The organism is Shinella sp. CPCC 101442 (assembly GCF_024704725.1).
Lineage (GTDB): Bacteria > Pseudomonadota > Alphaproteobacteria > Rhizobiales > Rhizobiaceae > Shinella.
Genome location: NZ_JALIQS010000005.1, coordinates 311,718 through 329,719, shown reverse-complemented (window position 1 = coordinate 329,719; position 18,002 = coordinate 311,718). Strand labels below are relative to the sequence as shown.

General features: G+C 62.6%; 12 protein-coding genes. 2 read left to right on the top strand and 10 right to left on the bottom strand.

What is annotated here, in order from left to right; translation table 11 throughout:
- Nucleotides 1-29: 29 nt before the first annotated feature.
- The 8 genes from MUO32_RS20550 to MUO32_RS20520 all read right to left on the bottom strand — a co-directional run bounded on the left by MUO32_RS20550 (nt 30) and on the right by MUO32_RS20520 (nt 13,467).
- Nucleotides 30-1,457, bottom strand: coding sequence for a capsular biosynthesis protein (locus MUO32_RS20550; RefSeq protein WP_257950249.1), 1,428 nt, complete (start codon nt 1,455-1,457; stop codon nt 30-32).
- Between the two features lie 179 nt (nt 1,458-1,636).
- Entirely contained in the window at nt 1,637-3,664 is a 2,028-nt protein-coding gene (locus tag MUO32_RS20545) for a capsular polysaccharide biosynthesis protein (protein WP_257950248.1), read from the bottom strand.
- 82 nt (nt 3,665-3,746) lie between these two features.
- Nucleotides 3,747-4,964 carry a polysaccharide biosynthesis/export family protein gene (locus MUO32_RS20540; RefSeq protein WP_257950247.1) on the bottom strand — a complete coding sequence of 406 codons (1,218 nt, stop codon included), beginning with the start codon at nt 4,962-4,964 and terminating at the stop codon, nt 3,747-3,749.
- A 415-nt stretch (nt 4,965-5,379) separates the two neighbouring features.
- Nucleotides 5,380-8,457: an efflux RND transporter permease subunit gene (locus MUO32_RS20535; protein ID WP_257950246.1), complete on the bottom strand. Its 3,078-nt coding sequence runs from the start codon at nt 8,455-8,457 to the stop codon at nt 5,380-5,382.
- On the bottom strand, nt 8,454-9,527 hold the full coding sequence (locus tag MUO32_RS20530; protein ID WP_257950245.1) for an efflux RND transporter periplasmic adaptor subunit: 1,074 nt from the start codon (nt 9,525-9,527) through the stop codon (nt 8,454-8,456). Before MUO32_RS20530 ends, MUO32_RS20535 begins: the two co-directional genes overlap by 4 nt.
- On the bottom strand, nt 9,524-10,594 hold the full coding sequence (locus MUO32_RS20525) for an efflux RND transporter periplasmic adaptor subunit (protein WP_257950244.1): 1,071 nt from the start codon (nt 10,592-10,594) through the stop codon (nt 9,524-9,526). Before MUO32_RS20525 ends, MUO32_RS20530 begins: the two co-directional genes overlap by 4 nt.
- 75 nt (nt 10,595-10,669) lie before the next feature.
- Nucleotides 10,670-10,759, bottom strand: a complete 90-nt coding sequence (locus tag MUO32_RS29405) for a 4Fe-4S binding protein (protein ID WP_374708699.1) — start codon at nt 10,757-10,759, stop codon at nt 10,670-10,672.
- Between the two features lie 389 nt (nt 10,760-11,148).
- Nucleotides 11,149-13,467 (bottom strand): methyl-accepting chemotaxis protein, encoded by a 2,319-nt coding sequence (locus MUO32_RS20520; RefSeq protein WP_257950243.1) that lies wholly within the window; start codon nt 13,465-13,467, stop codon nt 11,149-11,151.
- Between the two features lie 380 nt (nt 13,468-13,847).
- Between MUO32_RS20520 and MUO32_RS20515 the strand changes: the two genes are divergently transcribed.
- Nucleotides 13,848-14,801, top strand: a complete 954-nt coding sequence (locus MUO32_RS20515) for a ring-cleaving dioxygenase (RefSeq protein WP_257950242.1) — start codon at nt 13,848-13,850, stop codon at nt 14,799-14,801.
- Between the two features lie 68 nt (nt 14,802-14,869).
- A complete protein-coding gene (locus MUO32_RS20510; RefSeq protein ID WP_257950241.1) occupies nt 14,870-15,427 on the top strand; it encodes an NADPH-dependent FMN reductase in 558 nt (185 codons plus the stop codon).
- A gap of 66 nt (nt 15,428-15,493) precedes the next feature.
- Here MUO32_RS20510 and MUO32_RS20505 read toward each other — a convergent pair whose 3' ends face one another.
- Together MUO32_RS20505 and MUO32_RS20500 are read right to left on the bottom strand one after the other, a co-directional pair.
- Nucleotides 15,494-17,050, bottom strand: coding sequence for a VOC family protein (locus tag MUO32_RS20505; RefSeq protein ID WP_257950240.1), 1,557 nt, complete (start codon nt 17,048-17,050; stop codon nt 15,494-15,496).
- Nucleotides 17,051-17,207: 157 nt separating this feature from the next.
- Nucleotides 17,208-17,423: a hypothetical protein gene (locus MUO32_RS20500; protein ID WP_257950239.1), complete on the bottom strand. Its 216-nt coding sequence runs from the start codon at nt 17,421-17,423 to the stop codon at nt 17,208-17,210.
- Between the last annotated feature and the right edge of the window lie 579 nt (nt 17,424-18,002).

Here is an 18,002-nt window from a genome sequence, read left to right as displayed (position 1 = left end):
CCGATCCCCCCTTCAACGATGTTGTGAAATCAGATCGCTGTCCCACCGACGGAGCGCAAACGCTCGGGCGCATAGTCCACCGGCAGACGTAGCGGGGTAACCGATCCAGCAGCCTCATCAATGGCGCGAAGCTTTGCCAGAAGCGAGTTCGCCGCCACTTCCATGCCCTCGTAGGCGTAAAAATCGCCGGGCTGCAGGCATTTACGATTGATCCAGTTCAGATACTCGCGCCGCAGGTTCGCAGGAGCCACATGGCCAGACGACCAAAACTGATCAAGCTCGATGCCCTTGTTTACACAATGGGCAAGGACTGGATGCCGGTAGAATGCCTGCCCCAGGACAGCAAGTGGAACACCATGCAGCAAGGCCGAAAGACCGGACGTGCTGTTGATCGTCACCATGCCGGCGGAATGGCGCGTCAAAAGCCCCAGCGAACCACCGTCAAGGATATGGACCCGGTCCGCCACATTGTTCAGGACGCTCACCTGGCGGATGAACTGACTGTCCTGGCTGTGCCCCCGCTCCATCGGGTGGATCTTGAACACGAGCTGAGATGCCACCGGCGCATTTCGCGCGAACGAGACGATCGACTTCAGAATGAGCTTCTGGTTGCTCCAGCCGCCTGCGGCGGCGCCAAGCTGGCCATCGTCATGCACCTGCAAGGGGACCAGATAGTACCGCTTGTCGTGATGCTCGAGCAATCGCTCCATACTGCGATAGTTGCGGCCGAGATTGCTGAACTTGCGATAGTAGTTCTTGATCCAGTAGAACATTTCCCGCACGAACGAGCGCTTAGGCTTATGAAAAAGCTTGCGCTCGCTTGGCTTGGAAAACACGCCGCGAGCGGCAAAATAGGTATAGGCGTAGGTCGCCATAGCACCGAAAGAGGAGGGGTAGCTCACGCCCTTTGGTCGCTCCAGCTTCGATTCGGCGTCGTCCTCCGCCGGCAGCTTACCCATGATCGGGGAGCGCCAATTGTTGCCGCCAAGCTCCATCGTCACGAAACCGGGGCGAATATAGCCCTCTTCGAGACAGAGGACGGGAACGCCCACGGCTGCACACTGCTCTATCGCGATCCTGTGAACTTCGCGCTCGCAGCCGAAAAGCACCACATAGTCGAAGCCGTGCTCACCAACGATCTCGGTAAACCAATCACGCCAAGCCTCTGCCGTGCCGGAGAAATGAAGATTCTGGCTGCCGCGGGCAAAAAGCCGATCGCCTGCATTGAAGCAAACGCGCCAGGCCTCAAAACCCTTTTGGTTGAGAAGGGCCTGCACTTTCCGGAAGAACGGACCGACCGGACCCTGCAACATGAGCACGCGTGGCGCGCTCTTGGAGGGAAAACGCTTCGAAAGCTTACGACGTAGCGAAAGATTGATCAGGCGCGGGCCGCGCAGAGAGGCGTGCTCGGACTCGGAGTGATCCGCCTTCAAATCTTGATCATGCTGTACAGTCATGACAGGCTGACTCAACTCGGAATAGTGCTGAAGGCACTCGTCATCGCATAAACCTGTCTTTTTAGCAACCGCATCCGCCGCCCTTCCCCGAAAATCCCATGCACTGCATGTACAAGCAAACTGCTTCCACGGGAACGCGTGCCCGGGACGCATTCCCTACGCATTTGCCGCTGACCACACTAGCGCAACTTCGAGTCGCGCAAAAGTACTCCCAAGCGGTTAATTTGCTGCGCCGCACCTAAAAGAAGCATCGCCAGCGGACCGGACTTTTTCAAGGCACCGCTGGAAATTTCCTCGACGAGGTCTTCCGGCCGGCACGGCAAGCCGCTCAGCGGATGCACATAAAGCGGATAGAGAATCAGGCTTGCGGCAACAAGCATGTCGAGATCGATTCGGCGCGTGCGGCGCGGCATGACCAGGCGATCTTCGGTAAGACCCCAGCCGGCATAGAAGGGCATGCCGTGCACGCCGACCGCCTTGCCACGCAGAAGCGCCTCGAAACCGGTAAGCGAGGTTATGGTCTCCACGCGATCCGCCCAGGCAATCCACTGAAGGATGTCGCCGCTCCGCACGATCCTGTCGGCATCGCGCGGCTCCTCGCCGCCATCCCTTACGCCTGACACCACATCCGGATGTGGCTTGTAGACGATGAAAGCACCTGGATAGAGCCTGCGCACCGCAGCGACGAGACCCGCATTGGTACGCACCTGCGGTGAACCGTAGCGGATAGAGGCATCCTTCTCCACCTGGCCGGGGACGAGGATTTTCACGCGCCCTTCCGCCACGACAGGCAGGTCGGCCGCCGTACCGAGATTGTATTTCGAAACACCGCGCTGGATAAGGAGCTGGGCGAGGCTCCGCGCCCGCGCCCGCAGCGGCTCGTCGAAAACGCCCTCCGCTATGATGGTTTCAAGCCGACTCGCCCCCCGCGCGTCGTAATAGACATGTTCGTCGTCGATAGCGATGGAGGAGGGCAGCGTCAGGGTCACGCCGAGGCCTTTCGAGCGGATGAAACCGTCCTCGAGGCGAACAGCAGGCACGGAAACAGGCAGAGGCCTGTCACTGCCCCAGACCGCCACGACGCCGCCCGCCGCCTGCGCCGCCGGCACGGCAGCGTCCATTCTGCGCATATGAACGGGATCCCCCACCATGCCCTTGAGGAATGGCGTCATGGCGCGGCGCTTCCACGGTGAAAACCCGACCGTAAAAACCTTGTATTCGAGGCGGGAGCGTTGATTGCGAACGGCGACCGCCTGCTCTACCGCATGCTCCGCGGTGCAGGCCAGCCGCGTGTGAAGGTCTAGATAGCGCGCATATTCGAGAAAGGCCGCGTGAAAAACCTGTTCCAGCGAGGCCGGCGGCTTGCCGGCATTCAATTCGCCGTGGTCCGTCGTCAGCCCTCGGCCGGAATAGTAGGTCGAACCGAAACAGTGAACCGGCCGGCCGGCCATGAGGGCTTCGAAACCGAGTTGGCTCGATACCGTGTAGACGCTTTCGGCCTCTTCCAGCAACGGCCACGGATTCATGCGCTCCGGCACGACGATCGACAGTCCGAGCGCCGTTGCGGCCTGTCGCAACAGGCTTCTCTCACCGGCCGCGGGATGGATGCGCACGACAAGCGTCTTGCCGGGATTGGATGCGGCAGCATGCTCCAGCATCGCCTGGAAACGCCCCGCGCTCGCGCCGGCTCCCGCAATGGAGGCATCGCCCGCGACCTGATCGACGAGAAGGACAAAGGGGCGGCCCTGCGGCACGCCGGCAGCTGCGGGGGTGAGCAGCGGGCTGTTGTTGTATTTGGACAGGCGCTCTTGCCGCAGCTGCGCGATCAGCCGGCGCGCGCGGCCGAGCGCCTGAGGATCGGTCTGAGGCTGGGCCAGCAGGCTATCGAGATCGCTCGGATAGCGTGCATCGAAATAGATGCCCTGCCGGTCGATCACATAGGAATGGCTCGGCTCCCCCTGCCCTGGCGCAAAGCCACGCAGAAAGCCGTCCTCCAGCGTGAGGATTTCCTTGCCGAACCGTTTGGCAAGCCGAACGGCGCGCATACCCGACGGGCGCCGTCCCCAGCCGACAAAGCCGTCGATCCTGCCTGGAAGAACGAAGGGCCAGGCAACTATGTCGGCATCGAGCAACCGTGCGATATCCTGCCGCTGCTGCCAGAGGCCACGTGATAGAAGCGCATAGGTTTTGCGTGCCCGATCGGCCATCCAGCTTCCTATCGATCAGGCGGATCGCCGCAAGCGCTCCGCAGCATTTTCGGATGCCACGGCCTATCCGCTCAAAACGCCGTCAGAACGTTCTGGTCGTGCGCGTGATATTGTAGGCCGCGCTGGATCCGCTGGAAATGATGCTCAGGAATTTCGCGAGGTCCGTCGCCACATGGCGCGACAGATAAATCACGTCCTTGTTCCGCACTGGGAAGTTCTGCGCAACGATGTAGCTTTGCGTCGCTCCCAGATCCAGGCGATAGACGATCGGGTAGCGTCCCTCTCCATCCGGGGCCATGCCGCGGGAAATCAGGTCACGGAAGCGATCGTCGCCGACGACACTGCGGTAGACGCTTTCATCCTCGTAACGGAAGACGAAATAGCCCTTGGGATCGGCCGTTGCGATATTGCCGCCACCAGCGAGCGCCGCAGCTTCGACGAGGCTGAGCTTTGCGGCGTTGAAGGCAATCTTGCCGCTCTTTTCCGTCTGGCCGAGCGCCGAGAAGGTCTGCGGGTCGAAGGTAACGTAGATCTGATCGTCCGGCTTGACGTAGATGTCGTCCCTCGGATTGTCGATGATCGTCTGCAGCAGTACCGAGCGCGAGCGACCGCCGCGCTTCAGGCTGACATAAGTATCGTAAGGCGCGTTGGAAGCGCCGCCCGCCATGGCCAGCACTTCGCTGAGATGCAGGCCGTTGAGCCCGAGTGGAACGATAGTGGACTTGTTCACCGCGCCCTGCACAGAAACCGTGCGTGAGGCATTGTCTCCCATCGCCACGATCACGTCGGGCTCGACAGCTTTTGCCTTCAATGCATCGACGATCGTCGAGCGGGCGGAATCGATGGTCATGCCGGCGAAGCGGACGGAACCGACATAGGGAATCTGGCCGTGGCCATCCGGCTGCACGACGACGGGAATGCTCGTCGATTTGCGCTCGGACGTCGAAAACAACCCATCCGGCCCGGCTTCGAAGATCGTGACTTCAAGACGGTCGCCAACGCCGATAACCGGTGTGCTGCCGCCGCTGCCCAGACCGAAGGTGCTGGCGAAGCCCTGGCGCGTACCCGCGTTCACGCTGGTGGCCACGCGCTGGTCGATGCTGACGACATCGAAGATAAGCTTGGTCTGAGGGATTTCGTAGGCTTTGCCGCCAGCGCCGGCGGAGAGCACTTCCTGGGTCAGAGGCCCGTCGTTCGGGACCACACAACCCGAAAGCGTCAAGGCCGCACCGGCCATGAGGATACGCGCAAAAACACTCAACCCCTTGCGCGGCCCACTCACGTCTTCAATTCCGATCATCACACTGCATTTCCTGTTGACCGCGCCTTCATAGACACGAGGCAGAAGCTGGCCGCTCGCCACGACGGATCGGCATAGACATGCAGTTCAGACGTTTCGTCAAGTCCCATGACCAAACCTTGTCCCAATCAGACACATCCATGCAGCCCCCGCCGACACCATGGAGCAAATCCCTTGCACATTCGTTACGGCCTGAAAAGCAGCCCTGCCCGTTTGCGTTCGAAATCAACTTTTTCCACCGGCTTTTTCATGAGAGGTGCGACAAAAAGAACGCAACCATCCCGCCGCGATACGAAGACCAGGATGCTGGCCGAAAGCCTGCTGCAGGGAATCAGTTGAGCCTCTGGCACGGCCCCTTTTCGGAGCTGTACCTTGCTCGACCCTGTCGAGGGATATGGGCGAAATTGAGAGCACGCTATGCAGCCTCGATCGATTCGGGTGCCGCCTTTTCCTTCTCTTCCGGTCTGATGCGGAACCAGGCGATGTAGAGAGCCGGCAGGAAGAGCAGCGTCAACACCGTTCCGACGATGATGCCGCCCATCATGGCATAGGCCATCGGGCCCCAGAACACTTCCCGGGAGATCGGGATGAGCGCAAGGCTCGCCGCCGCCGCCGTCAGCATGATCGGCCGCATGCGATGTTCCGTCGCCTCGCGCACCGCATCCCAGGCATGCATGCCCTCGCGCCTCAGATCCTCGATCTGCACGACGAGGATGACGGAGTTGCGTATGAGGATGCCGATCAGCGCCAGCACACCGAGAATTGCCACGAAGCCGAGCGGCGCGCCGCTGCCGAGCAGCGCGATGACGACCCCGATCAGCGCGAGCGGCGCGACGGCGAAGACGAGAAAGAGCCGCGAGAAGCTCTGCAGCTGCAGCATCAGGATCGTCGCCATGGCAAACAGCATCAGCGGCACGACCGCCACGATCGGCGCCTGGCTGTTGGCGCTTTCCTCCACGGAACCGCCGACGGCGATCTGGTAGCCCGACGGCAGTGCTTCGCGGAAGCCTGCGACATCCTTGTCCATCTGCGAAACGATGGTCGCCGGCTGCACGCCGCCCGTGATGCTCGCCTTGACCGTGATCGTCGGTTGGCGCGAGCGACGCCAAACGACGGGCTGCTCCATCTCGTAGCGGAAATTCGCGACGGCCGCGAGCGGCACGGAGGTGCCGTTGGCCGTCGGCAGCTGGAGCTGGCGCAGGGTCTCGATCGATTCGCGCTCCGCCGCCTTTGCCCGACCGATGACGTCGATCAGGTAGACGTCGTCGCGGATCTGGGTGACGGTCGTGCCGCCGGTGACGCCGTTCAGCGCGAAAGCGATATCCTGCGAGGTGACACCGAGCTGGCGGGCCTTGTCCTGGAGAACATCGACCTTCACCACGCGCGCCGGCTCGTTCCAGTCATAGACGATATCGCCAAGCAGGGTGTTCCTGCCGAGCAGTTCACCGAAGGCCAGCGCCTGGCTGCGCACCTCCTGAATGTCGGGACCGCTGATGCGATACTGGATCGGCCGGCCGACCGGCGGGCCGATATCGAGCAGCTTGACCAGTGCATCCGTACCGACAAAGGTTTCGCGCAGATACTTCTGGAGATCGTCCTTCAGACGGTCGCGCGCCTCGAGATCCTTGCTGACGATGACCGTCTGGCCGAAGGCCGGTGACGGCGGCTGCACATCGAAGGACAGAAGGAAGCGCACGGCCCCCTCCCCGATATAGGACGACCAGCGCTCGATATCCGGATTGCCCTTCAGCTTCTCTTCTTCGAATTTGGCGATCTGCGCATTGGTCTCGGCAATCGAGGCATTCTGCGGCAGCGCCCAGTCGACCACGAGCTCCGGCCGGTCGGAGGACGGGAAGAACTGCTCGGGCACGAAGCGCATGGCGAAGACCGAGACGAAGAAGATGAGCACGGTCGCGACGATCGTCGTCCACTTCCAGCGCATGCAGACATCGAGGATGCGTGCGAAGATGCGGCCGAACCAGCCTTTTTGCTCGTGGTGCTTCTTCATGCTCTTCGGCAGGATCGTGACGCCGAGCAGCGGCGTGAAGATGACTGCAACCACCCAGGACACGACAAGCGAGATCGCGATGACCACGAAGAGGCTGAAGGTGAATTCGCCGGCGGCACTGCTGTTCAGGCCGATCGGAATGAAGCCCGCCACCGTCACCAGCGTGCCGGTCAGCATGGGAAAGGCGGTGGACGTATAGACGTAGGTCGCCGCCTTGCGCAGCGAATCGCCCGCTTCCAGCCGCGCCACCATCATCTCGACGGCGATCATGGCGTCGTCGACGAGAAGGCCGAGTGCGATGATCAAGGCACCGAGCGAAACGCGCTGCAGGGATATGCCATCGTAGTACATGAAGACGAAGGTGATGGCGAGCGTCAGCGGAATGGAGAGCGCGACGACGAGGCCGGCGCGGATACCAAGGCTGACGAAGCTGACGACGAGCACGATGGCGACCGCCTCGAACAGCGCCTGCGTGAAGCCGGACACCGCCTCCTCGACCACCTTGGGCTGGTCGGAAACGAGGTGCACGTCCACGCCGACGGGAAGATCGTGCGAGAGTATCTCGATCTCCCTTTCCACCGCCGCACCGAATTCGAGAAGGTTCGCGCCCTGTTTCATGCCGATGGCAAGGCCGATCGCCGGCTCTCCGTTGAAGCGGAAGAGGCCGGACGGCGGATCCTCGTAACCACGGGTGATGGTGGCGATGTCGCTGAGGCGGAAAAAGCGGTTGTTGACGCGCAGATTGACGTCGCGAAGGCTCGCTTCGGAAGAAAACTGCCCGCCCACGCGCACGCTGACCCGCTCGCCGCCGGCCTGCACCACGCCAGACGGCGCAATGGCGTTCTGCGCCTGCAGGGTCGAGACGACCTGCTGGGTGGAAATGCCGAGCGCCGCGAGCTGGCGGGTCGAGAATTCGAGATAGATCACCTCGTCCTGTGCACCCACGAGATCGACCTTGCCGACATTCGGCACGGTAAGAATGCGCGTGCGCGCTTCCTCCACGTAGTCCCGCAGCTGCCGCGGCGTCAGGCCGTCGGCGGTGAAGGCGTAGATGTTGCCGAAGACGTCGCCGAAGCGGTCGTTGAAGGCGGGGCCGACGACACCGGACGGGAAGTCGCCCCTGATATCGTTGATCATGTTGCGGACGGTCAGCCAGGTGGACGGCACATCGCGCGCCCGCGTCGTCGGCTTCAGGTTGACGAAGACGAGCGTCTGGCCCGGCGTCGTCACGCTGCGGCTGAAATCGAGCGATTCCAGCTCCTCCAGCTTGCGTTCGATGCGCTCGGTCACCTGCCGCGTCGTCTCCTCCACGGAGGCGCCGGGCCAGGCGGCGCTGATCGTCATGGTCTTGATGACGAAGGACGGATCCTCTTCGCGGCCGAGATTCTGGTAGGTGAAGAAGCCGAGCAGCGCAAAGACGATCATGAAGTACCAGACAAGCGATGCGTGATCGAGCGCCCAGTCAGAAAGATTGAACTTCTTCATAGGTTTACCTCGTCTTCGATCTTCACTTTCTGGCCTTCCTCGAGGCTGTGCACCCCGGCGGTGACGACACGGTCGCCCTCCTTCAGACCCTTTGTCACCGGCACCGCGCCGCCAAGGGCCGGCCCCGTCTCGATGGCGGCAAGACGCACCTCGCCCTTCGCGGCATCGACCAGCCAGACATGCGGCGCGCCGTCCTTCTGAAGCACCGCCGTCTCCGGCACCATGATCGCCGTGAGGTTCGGCCCTTCGAGTTCGGCCGTGATCGTCGTGCCGAGCCGCACGGTATCCGGCGGGTTTTCCAGCGCGATCTTGACCCGGCGCGTACGCGTCGCCGCATCGGCGGACGGCGCAACTTCGCGCACCGTGCCGTTGACGGTGATGGCAGGGTTGATCTGCAGTGAAACAATGAAGCGGCTGCCGACCGCAATGGTTTCCGCCGTTTCGGGAATATCGACGACCGCATCGCGTTCTTCCGGGCGGGCAACCGTGACGATGGCCTCACCCGGCGAGACGGTCTGCCCGACCTCGGCACCGGTTGCGACGACCACGCCGTCGAATTCCGCCTTGATGCGCGTATAGGAAAGCTGCTCTTCCGCCTTTACCAGCGCCGTGCGCGCACGGATGAGCCCGGCATCGGCCGCCTCGCGGGACTGTTCTGCGCTTTCGACGGCGGCCTTGGCGGCGGCGTTGGATTGCAGCAGCGTCTTCTGGCGATCCTCGCTGGCAACGGCGCTCGAAAGCGTCGCCTCGGCGCTGGAGAGCTCCGCACGGGCCGAGCGGACGGCAAGCTCATAGGCCGTCGCATCCAGCACGGCGAGCACATCGCCCTTCCTGACGAGATCGCCGACATGCACGGAACGCGACACGAGCCGGCCTGCTACACGCGAACCGAGGGCCGCCTGCACCTTTGCCTGCACCGTGCCGGCAAAGCGCGTGCCGGGCAGGGCCGTCGGGGTGACGACCATGAACAGCACAGGCCTTGGCGGGGCCTCGGCCTCCTCTTCCTTCTTGCATGCGGACAATGCCAAGGCGGCGGCGATAGCCATAACGAACGCGATGGAAGTCCTCATTGGGCGGCTCCTTCGATGGCGGCCACGCTCTGGCCGGGGCGCAGCAGCTTCGTGCCATCGGCCACGTAAGTCTCGCCCTCCTCGACGCCATCGGTCACCAGCGCAGAGCCGGTCTCGAAAGACAGCACCTCGACAGGCCGCAGGCTGACGGTGTTCTTCGTCTTGTCGACGATCCAGAGTGCCGGCTTGCCCTCGACACCCGACAGCGCCTGCCACGGCACGACCGCAACGCGGCGGGGTGCAAGCGAACCAACGCCGACGACGGAGGCACCCAGCGTCATTTCCGGCGGTGTTTTATCCATCGCGATCTTCACACGCACCGTGCCGGTCTGCGTATCGATGGTCGGCGAGACCTCGCGGACATTGCCGGTGGTGCGCACCGTGTCGTCGCTGAGCAGGGTGACGACCACGCCATCCTTTGAAGGCTGGGCGAAGAACAGCGATTCATAGACATCGAAGACAGCATCGCGCGGGCCGGTATCGGCGATGGTGAACATGGTCTGCGCCACCTGCGCCACCTGTCCGGTTTCCGCGAACCGCGCCGTCACGATGCCATCGGCGGGCGCCCTCAGTTCCGTATAGGAGAGCACGTCCTTCGCCGTATCGCGCTGGGCGATCGCCGCCTCTCGGGCGCTTTCGGCGGTGCGCAACGCCGTTTCGGCATCATCGAAATCACGCCGCGTGCTGATCCCGTCATTCAGAAGGGATTTCTGGCGGTCGAAATTGGCGCGGGCGAGTTTCAACTGCGCATCGGCTGCGCGCACGCCTGCTTCCGCCGCCTCCACATCCGCCTTTTGCTCCTCGGGATCGAGCCGGGCGAGGATCTGGCCTTCCTTGACCGCGCCGCCGACATCGACGAACCAGCCGGTTATGCGTCCCCCGACGCGGAAGGAGAGGTCCGTCTCCACCCGCGCGACGACTTCACCCGTAATGGTCACCGATTGTTCGCGCTCCTCGAAATGCACCGGCGCGATACGCACCGGCCGCGCCCTGTCGTCGGCGCGCGCCGGCAAGGCCGTGGCCGATAGCAAAAGGACCGCCAGCATCATTCTGCCCGATCGGGTCATCGTCGCCTCCACCTTTGCAGACACCCCATTTAATATGGGTCCTCATTATATCGCGAAGATCAGACTGGCAAGCCTTCATGCCATCGGGCGTCGAGCCCCAGGCAGCCAAGTGTGGCGAAGTTCACGGAAAAAGCCAATCGGGCAGGCCCAATGACAGAAAAATATAATAAATCATGTTTTTCAGCACAGTAGCGTTCAGCCAGTGCGAGGGCGTCCCGCGCCGAAAACAAAAAAACCGCCGGCAGCCGCGAAACCTTCATGGTTCCCACAGAGCTGCGCGGCGGTTTTATCGGAGCGTCATTCTTTGGACGCTTCTCTTTCGGTCCCCTCTGGACCTGCCTCAAAGAAAGCAGGAAGCGTGCCAACCGTGAAGAAAGCCGATTCAAAAAATGATTTCATATTACTAAAGAAGTCACTAAATCACGGGGAATACCGACCTGTTTTCACGACCTGTGCAATTCCAGGGCAACGCCCAAAATTTGCGCGCATTTCCGCAAAACAAAAAGGCGGCCCGTTGCCGGACCGCCCTTCCCGTCAGACCCCTGGAACAGGTGTCAGAACTCTTCCCAGTCCTGCGCCGCCGTGGCCGTTGCGGCCTGGCCGCCGCCGAACGCGCGGGCCAGCTTGCCGCCGAGAGCGCGGGCGCCGGACGCGGCCGGGCGGTGCTCCGTGGACGAAACCGCAACCGGGCGGGTGGCGGTGGTGCCCGAACCGAGGCGGAATTGCGCCAGCAGCGTGTTGAGCGATGCGGCTTCCGTCGCCAGCGCGTGGCTTGCCGCCGTCTGCTCTTCGACCATGGCCGCGTTCTTCTGCGTGCCCTGGTCGATGGAGTTCACCGCCGAGCTGATTTCATGCAGGCCCGTCGACTGTTCCCGGGCCGAGCGCACGATGGCAGCAACATTCTGGTCGATCTCCTGCACCTGGTCGACGATTTCCGAAAGCGCCGAGCCAGTTTCGCCGACAAGCGCCACGCCGAGATGAACCTGTTCACCCGACTTGGTGATGAGCGCCTTGATTTCCTTGGCGGCATTCGCCGACCGCTGGGCGAGTTCGCGCACTTCCTGCGCCACGACCGCAAAGCCCTTGCCGGCTTCCCCGGCGCGCGCGGCTTCGACACCGGCGTTCAGGGCGAGCAGGTTCGTCTGGAAGGCGATTTCGTCGATCACGCCGATGATGTTGGAGATTTCGCGCGACGACGTCTCGATGCCGCTCATCGCGGTAACGGCGCGGCGGACGACCTCGCCCGATTTTTCAGCACCCGCACGGGTCCGCTCGACCAGCTGGCCGGCGTCTTCCGCCCGCCGGGTGGCGTCCTTGAGCGAGGTGGTGATCTCTTCCAGCGCCGCAGCCGTCTCCTCGACGGAGGCCGCCTGCTGTTCGGTGCGCTTGGCCAGATCGTCGGAGGCGGAGCGGATTTCCGCAGAGCCAGCCTGGATGGCGTTTGCATTGCCGCCGACCGAACGCAGTGCCGCCTGCAGCTTCTCGACGGAGGCGTTGAAGTCATGGCGCACTTCGTCGAGCGTGCCTGCAAAGGCGTGATCGATGCGGTGGGTCATGTCGCCGTCGGCGAGTTTCTGAAGGCCCTCGGCCAACGCCTCGACCGCAAGGCGCGTCTGGCGTTCGCGCTCGGCAGTCTCCTCGACGCGCTGGCGGCGCTCCTCCTCGGAAAGCGCGCGGTTCTGCTCCGCCTCGCCTTCCAGGCGGACCTTGGCGAGCGTCGCATCGCGAAGCACGGCAAGCGAACGGGCCATCTCGCCGATTTCATCCTGGCGCTCGGATTCCGACAGATCCACATCCGTGCGGCCACGGGCGATTTCGCTGGTGGCGGTGATGACGGTGGCAAGGCGCTTGCGGAAGCGGGCGGCGAGCAGCCAGCCGATGGAAATCATCAGGCCCGCGGCAATCGCGATGACGATGATGGAGGTGATGGCGAGCGTCGAAAGGCTTGCGAAAAGCACCGACTTCGGCACCGAAACGACGGTGTACCAGGTCGTGCCCGGCACCAGCGGCACCGGCACGGCGACCGCCACGGAGGGCACGCCGGCAGCGTCCGTCATTTCAGCGGCCTTTTCCGGATTGGCGATCAGGTTCTGCCAGGCCGCGGCATCGAGTCCGGAATCGGCCAGCGTCTTGCCGAGGACGGCGGGATCGGGATGGCTGACGATGCTGCCGCCCTGGCTGAGCAACACGACGTGGCCCTCGCCGAGCGGCTTCAACTGCGCCATGTCGGAGGCGAGCGCATCAAGGGCGATATCGACGCCGGTCTCGCCCTCGAACTTGCCGTCGAAAAGCAGCGGCACCATGAAGGAAGTCATCAGCACGTTCTTGCCGCCGATGGCATAGCTGTAGGGCTCGGTCAGAAAGTCCTTGCCGGTGGATTTCGGCACTTGATAATAGTCGCCGGCACCCGGCTTGTCGTAGTCGACAAGCGCCTCCATGCCGACCTTACCGTCGTTGCGCACGAAATAGGGAACGTAGCGCCCGGTCGCATCGTGGCCCGGCTTGTCCTTGTACTCTTCATCCTTACCGTCGAAGGCGTTCGGCTCCCAGCCGGTGCTGACGCCGAGCGCAAAGGCATTGTCGGCCATCAGCCGGTCGAACATCAGGTTCATCGTCTCACGGCTGGGCGCGGGCGAGGCCTTCATCGCGTAGAGCGCGGAGCGCATGTTCCAGCTCAGCGCCTTCACTTGCGCAAAATAGGTCTCCACCTTGCCGGCGCTCGCCTCCGCGGCGTTCACCATCTCGGAAATCGATCGCTCTTCGACCGCGCGGTAGGAGAGAAAAAGCAGAACGCCCGCAGTCGCTACAGTCGTGGCAACACCAGCCGCCACAATGGCGAACATGTTTCGGGCAGTCGCAGTCTTAGGCAGCATGAAACGTCTCCTGAAGGGCGCGTAAACCGCACCGGCAATCATTAAAAAAATTGCGGAACATGCCGGCAGCGCGGCGAGACAGGGACGAAATCATTTCGCAAGCCGTCAGCGTAAGCGCATGCTGGTTTATGAAACGATAAAATTCTAGCGAACGCAGATTGGAACAGAATGGGTGGATAAAGCGCTGTTTCCGAGGGCTTGACCGGCACGGCATGCAAACGACCCTCGGGAGAACACCGCACCGTTCAGGAAAAGTGAACAATCCGTTCGCCGCACCCGGTCTTCCGGTGGCGCCGGCAAGGGGCGATATTCACTCCAACAGACGGGCCCGACGGCGGGACCGCACGAACATCCCGGACGCTTCCGGAGAGGAGTTTGTCATGACCCTTCAGCTTACCGGCATCCACCACCTGACCGCGATCACCGCGAATGCGGCGGAAAACCTGCGTTTCTACACGCAGACCCTTGGCCTGCGCCTCGTCAAGAAAACCGTCAACCAGGACGATACGAGTGCCTACCATCTCTTCTATGCCGACGGGCTCGCCTCACCGGGCTCGGACCTCACCTTCTTCGACTGGCCGGTCGGCCACGAGCGGCGCGGCACGCACAGCGTTTCCCGCACGGGCCTGCGCGTTGCCACCCGCGCCACACTCGAATGGTGGAAGGCGCGCTTTGCCGAGGAGAAGGTCAAGGCCGGCGACATCAGGGATATCGACAACCGCGCCACGCTCGACTTCGAAGATGGTGAAGGCCAGCGTTTCCGCCTGACCGTCGACGATGCCGGCGCGCCGTCCAATCCGTGGGAAAAGAGCCCCGTTCCCGCCGAACACCAGATCAAGGGCCTCGGCCCGATTACGCTCAGCGTGCCGGATATCCGCAACACGGAGACCGTTCTGGTGCAGGTGATGAACATGAAGGAAACCTCGACCTATCCGAACCCGGACGGCGAAGGACAGGTGCATGTCTTCTCGATGGGCGACGGCGGCCCGGCTGCCGAGTTGCACGTCGCGGTCGAGCCGGATCTGCCGGCTGCCCATCAGGGCGCGGGCGCCGTACACCATGTCGCCTTCCGCGCCCCCGACGTCGAGGCGCTGAATGCCTGGACAGAGCGCCTGCGTGGCTTCCGCCTGCCGTCCAGCGGCGAGGTCGAGCGCTTCTACTTCCGCTCGCTCTATTTCCGCGAGCCGAACGGCATCCTGTTCGAGATCGCGACTGACGGTCCCGGCTTTGCCGTGGACGAGCCGATGGAAACGCTCGGCGAGAGCCTGTCGCTGCCGCCCTTCCTCGAGCCGCGCCGCAGGCAGATCGAGGCAAGGCTGAAGCCCCTGGCCTAATCGCAAACAAACCCCGGCGTGACAAACCGTCCGCCGGGGTTTTTTATGTCTGAAAACGGAGAGACGACATGACGAAACTGGTGGTTATCTCGGGCAGCCTGCGCAAGGGCTCCTTCAATACGGCGCTGTTGCGCGCGTCACTGGCGATGGCGCCCGATGGTGCCGAGATCGTCGAAGGCTCTATCCACGGCATTCCGCTTTACGACGGCGACGCCGAAGCGGCAGACGGCATTCCCGACGCCGTGACACGCCTAAAAGACCTCGTCGCCGACGCCGACGGCGTCATTCTCTTCACGCCGGAATACAACAACGGCATTCCCGGCGTCTTCAAGAACGCCATCGACTGGATGAGCCGCCCCTCCTCCGATATCGCCCGCGTCTTCGGCAACAAGCCCTTCGCTATTACCGGCGCCTCGCCCGGCAATTTCGGCACGCTGCTCTCGCAGGAAGCCTGGCTCCCCATCATGCGCACGCTCGGCACCGTACCGTGGTTCGGCGCCAAGCTGATGGTTTCGCGCGCGGGAACGGTGATTCAGGATGGCAAGATCGCCGACGAGGCGACGGAGAAGAAGCTGCGCGATTTCGTCGCCGGTTTTGCCGCGTTCGTGGCGAACTACACGCGATAATCCACCGTCGTAAAAAAGGGGCGTGTCGCAAGACACGCCCCTTTTTTCATGTTCGCATCGTCAGCGTCAGCCGATGATGCGTTCCTTGTAGGCCTTGGCCAAGTCCAGGTCGGCCGCGCCGATATCGTGGCCGGCGGCCAGCAGCTTGTTTTCGACCTTGGCGCCGGCTGTCCTGAGCAGCGCTTCCAGATCCCCGGCAAAACGGCCATAGGGATCCGACTGGCCCGATACCATCAGCACGTTGGCATCGGAGAGATCGGCCGGCGGCACGGTCTCCAGGACATTCATGCCCCGCAGCAGCACCGCGTTGCGAATGATGCCGGGATGCAGCAGCATGACGGCACCGATCATGTTCGCGCCGTTGGAATAGCCGACGAACAGCGTCTTTGCCGGGTCGAGCCCGTAGGCCGCATTCGCCCCCTCCATGAAGGCAGCGAAAGCCTCCGCCTCGCCGGCAATGTCCTTCTGGTCGAAGGTCGTCGCGGTGATGCGGCGAAAGAAGCGCGGATAGCCTTCGTCCGCGCTGCGGCCGCGCGGGCTCAGCAGCACGGCGGCGGGCGCTAGCCGCGCGCCGAAGGGCAGAAGGCTCGTCTCGTTGCCGCCCGTGCCGTGCAGCAGCACCACCGCCGTGCCGTCAGGCGCCTCCGGGCGATGCACCCGGTGGATGAAGGGGAGATCCCGTTCGGTCATTCTTTCTTCTCCTGGCAAGGAAAACTGCGGAAGGCGCGCCCGGACATCCTCCGGGTCTGCGCCAAAATGTTTCGGCACGAAAAGCCTGCGGCCCAGCGCCTCCGGAGGCTCGTCGATTGCCATGCCGGGACCGTCCGTCGCATATTCGACCAGCGAGCCCCCGGGTTCGCGCACATAAAGCGAATAGAAATATGTGCGGTCATGCATGTTGACGTCGCCCGCCTCCTCGGCCGCAAGCCTTGCGGCTGCAGCCTCGACGGCGGCGCGGTCCGGCGCACGCAGTGCGATATGGTCGATCGTCCCGGTGCCCGGTGCCGACGTCCAGAAACCACTGGCATCGCGGATATCCAGGATGTCGCCGGCATCACCCGCAAGCCGCGTGACGCCGTTCGCCTCGGCAACCTTGCGGAAGCCGAAATGGCCACCGATGAAGGCCGCCGTCTCCGCAGGCTTTTCCGAAAAGATCGTCGCGCCGCGAATACGCTGGATGGCATCGCCAGCCGCAATGTCTTTCGTGACATGCGGAGCCACGCCTTCCACACCGGCCTCGCCGACGAGCTTGACGATGATACCATCAGGATCCTTCAGCCGAAGCACGGGTTCACCGAACTCCTGCGCTGGACCGGTCATGGCGACATTCTTCGTCAAAGCCCGCGTCAGCCAGAAACCGATGGCCTCCGGCCTGATCGCGAGCGCGATCTCCGCGGGTTGGCCGAGACCGACCCGCCCGGGAGACCCATCCTCCCAGGCAAGAAACGTGATCAGCGAGCCTGGACTGGCCGCCGCGTCGCCATAGAAGAGATGAAGCTGATCGGCGTCCTCGAACCCGGCCGTGCGCTTGACGAGCTTGAGGCCCAGGAAGCCGGCGTAGAAATCGACGTTCGCCTGGACTTTACGGGTAATACCCGTGATGTGATGGATGCCACTCTGCATGGGGCACCTCCTTTCGAAAGACACCCAATCAAAATTCGGCACCCCGCGCCAGCCAGCGTCCGGTGAATGGATTGTTCACAAAAAGAAACGGGCCCCGCGCAAAGCAAGGCCCGTCGTCAACCAGTACGAAACACGACTGGTACTTGAGAATTTTCGTTCAGGCCGCGACATTGGCCGGGTTCATCGCCCGCTGTGCAGCGGACGGATCGTTCAGGAGACGCCGGATAGCCGCGCGCACCTCGTCCGCCGAGGAAAAGCGCTGGGAATCCAGATCCCATACGGAATATTTGACAGCCACGAACTTCAGCCGATCCTCATCGGGAACGACGACGCCCAGGGCTTCTCCACCGATTTCGATAACCTGCTTTTGCATAACAACTCCTGCGGCACCCGAGGGCACAGCCAATTTTCATTTGCGCTAAAATCGAAGAGGGAATTTCAGATTACATTCGACGGAGCGTCGATGTTTTCCCGGTAATCGTTTCACGACAGGAGTACGCCACACACGCGGAGGCGATGCTGTTGATATGATACATGTCACACTCCCTCTGGTTGGCGCTGACGCTGAAAAAGGGCGCGTCAGGGATAGACCGAAACAAAATGCACGCGGCCTTCATGCGATGCTGCAACACATAATAGGGTCTCCTCTCGATGTCAATGGAATCCGCAGAATTTTGGAATAAATTGCTGCCGGATTTGTGTGACAATTCGAATCGCAAAATACTGTTCGCGCTCGCAGCATTTTTCAGAAAAATATGTCGCAAAGACGAACATTCCGGGGAAATGCCGTGACGCAACCTGACGGAGCGTCCAAAAGTCGGCGCTTTCGCCATGCGGGCAAATTCACAACGTCAGAGCAAATACTCCCGTTGCCCTGAAGGCACACACATCCATCGAAGCGGGGAAAAAACGCTGTGGGACCATTCTTTTCTTGCGTAGGACTCGATCTGGC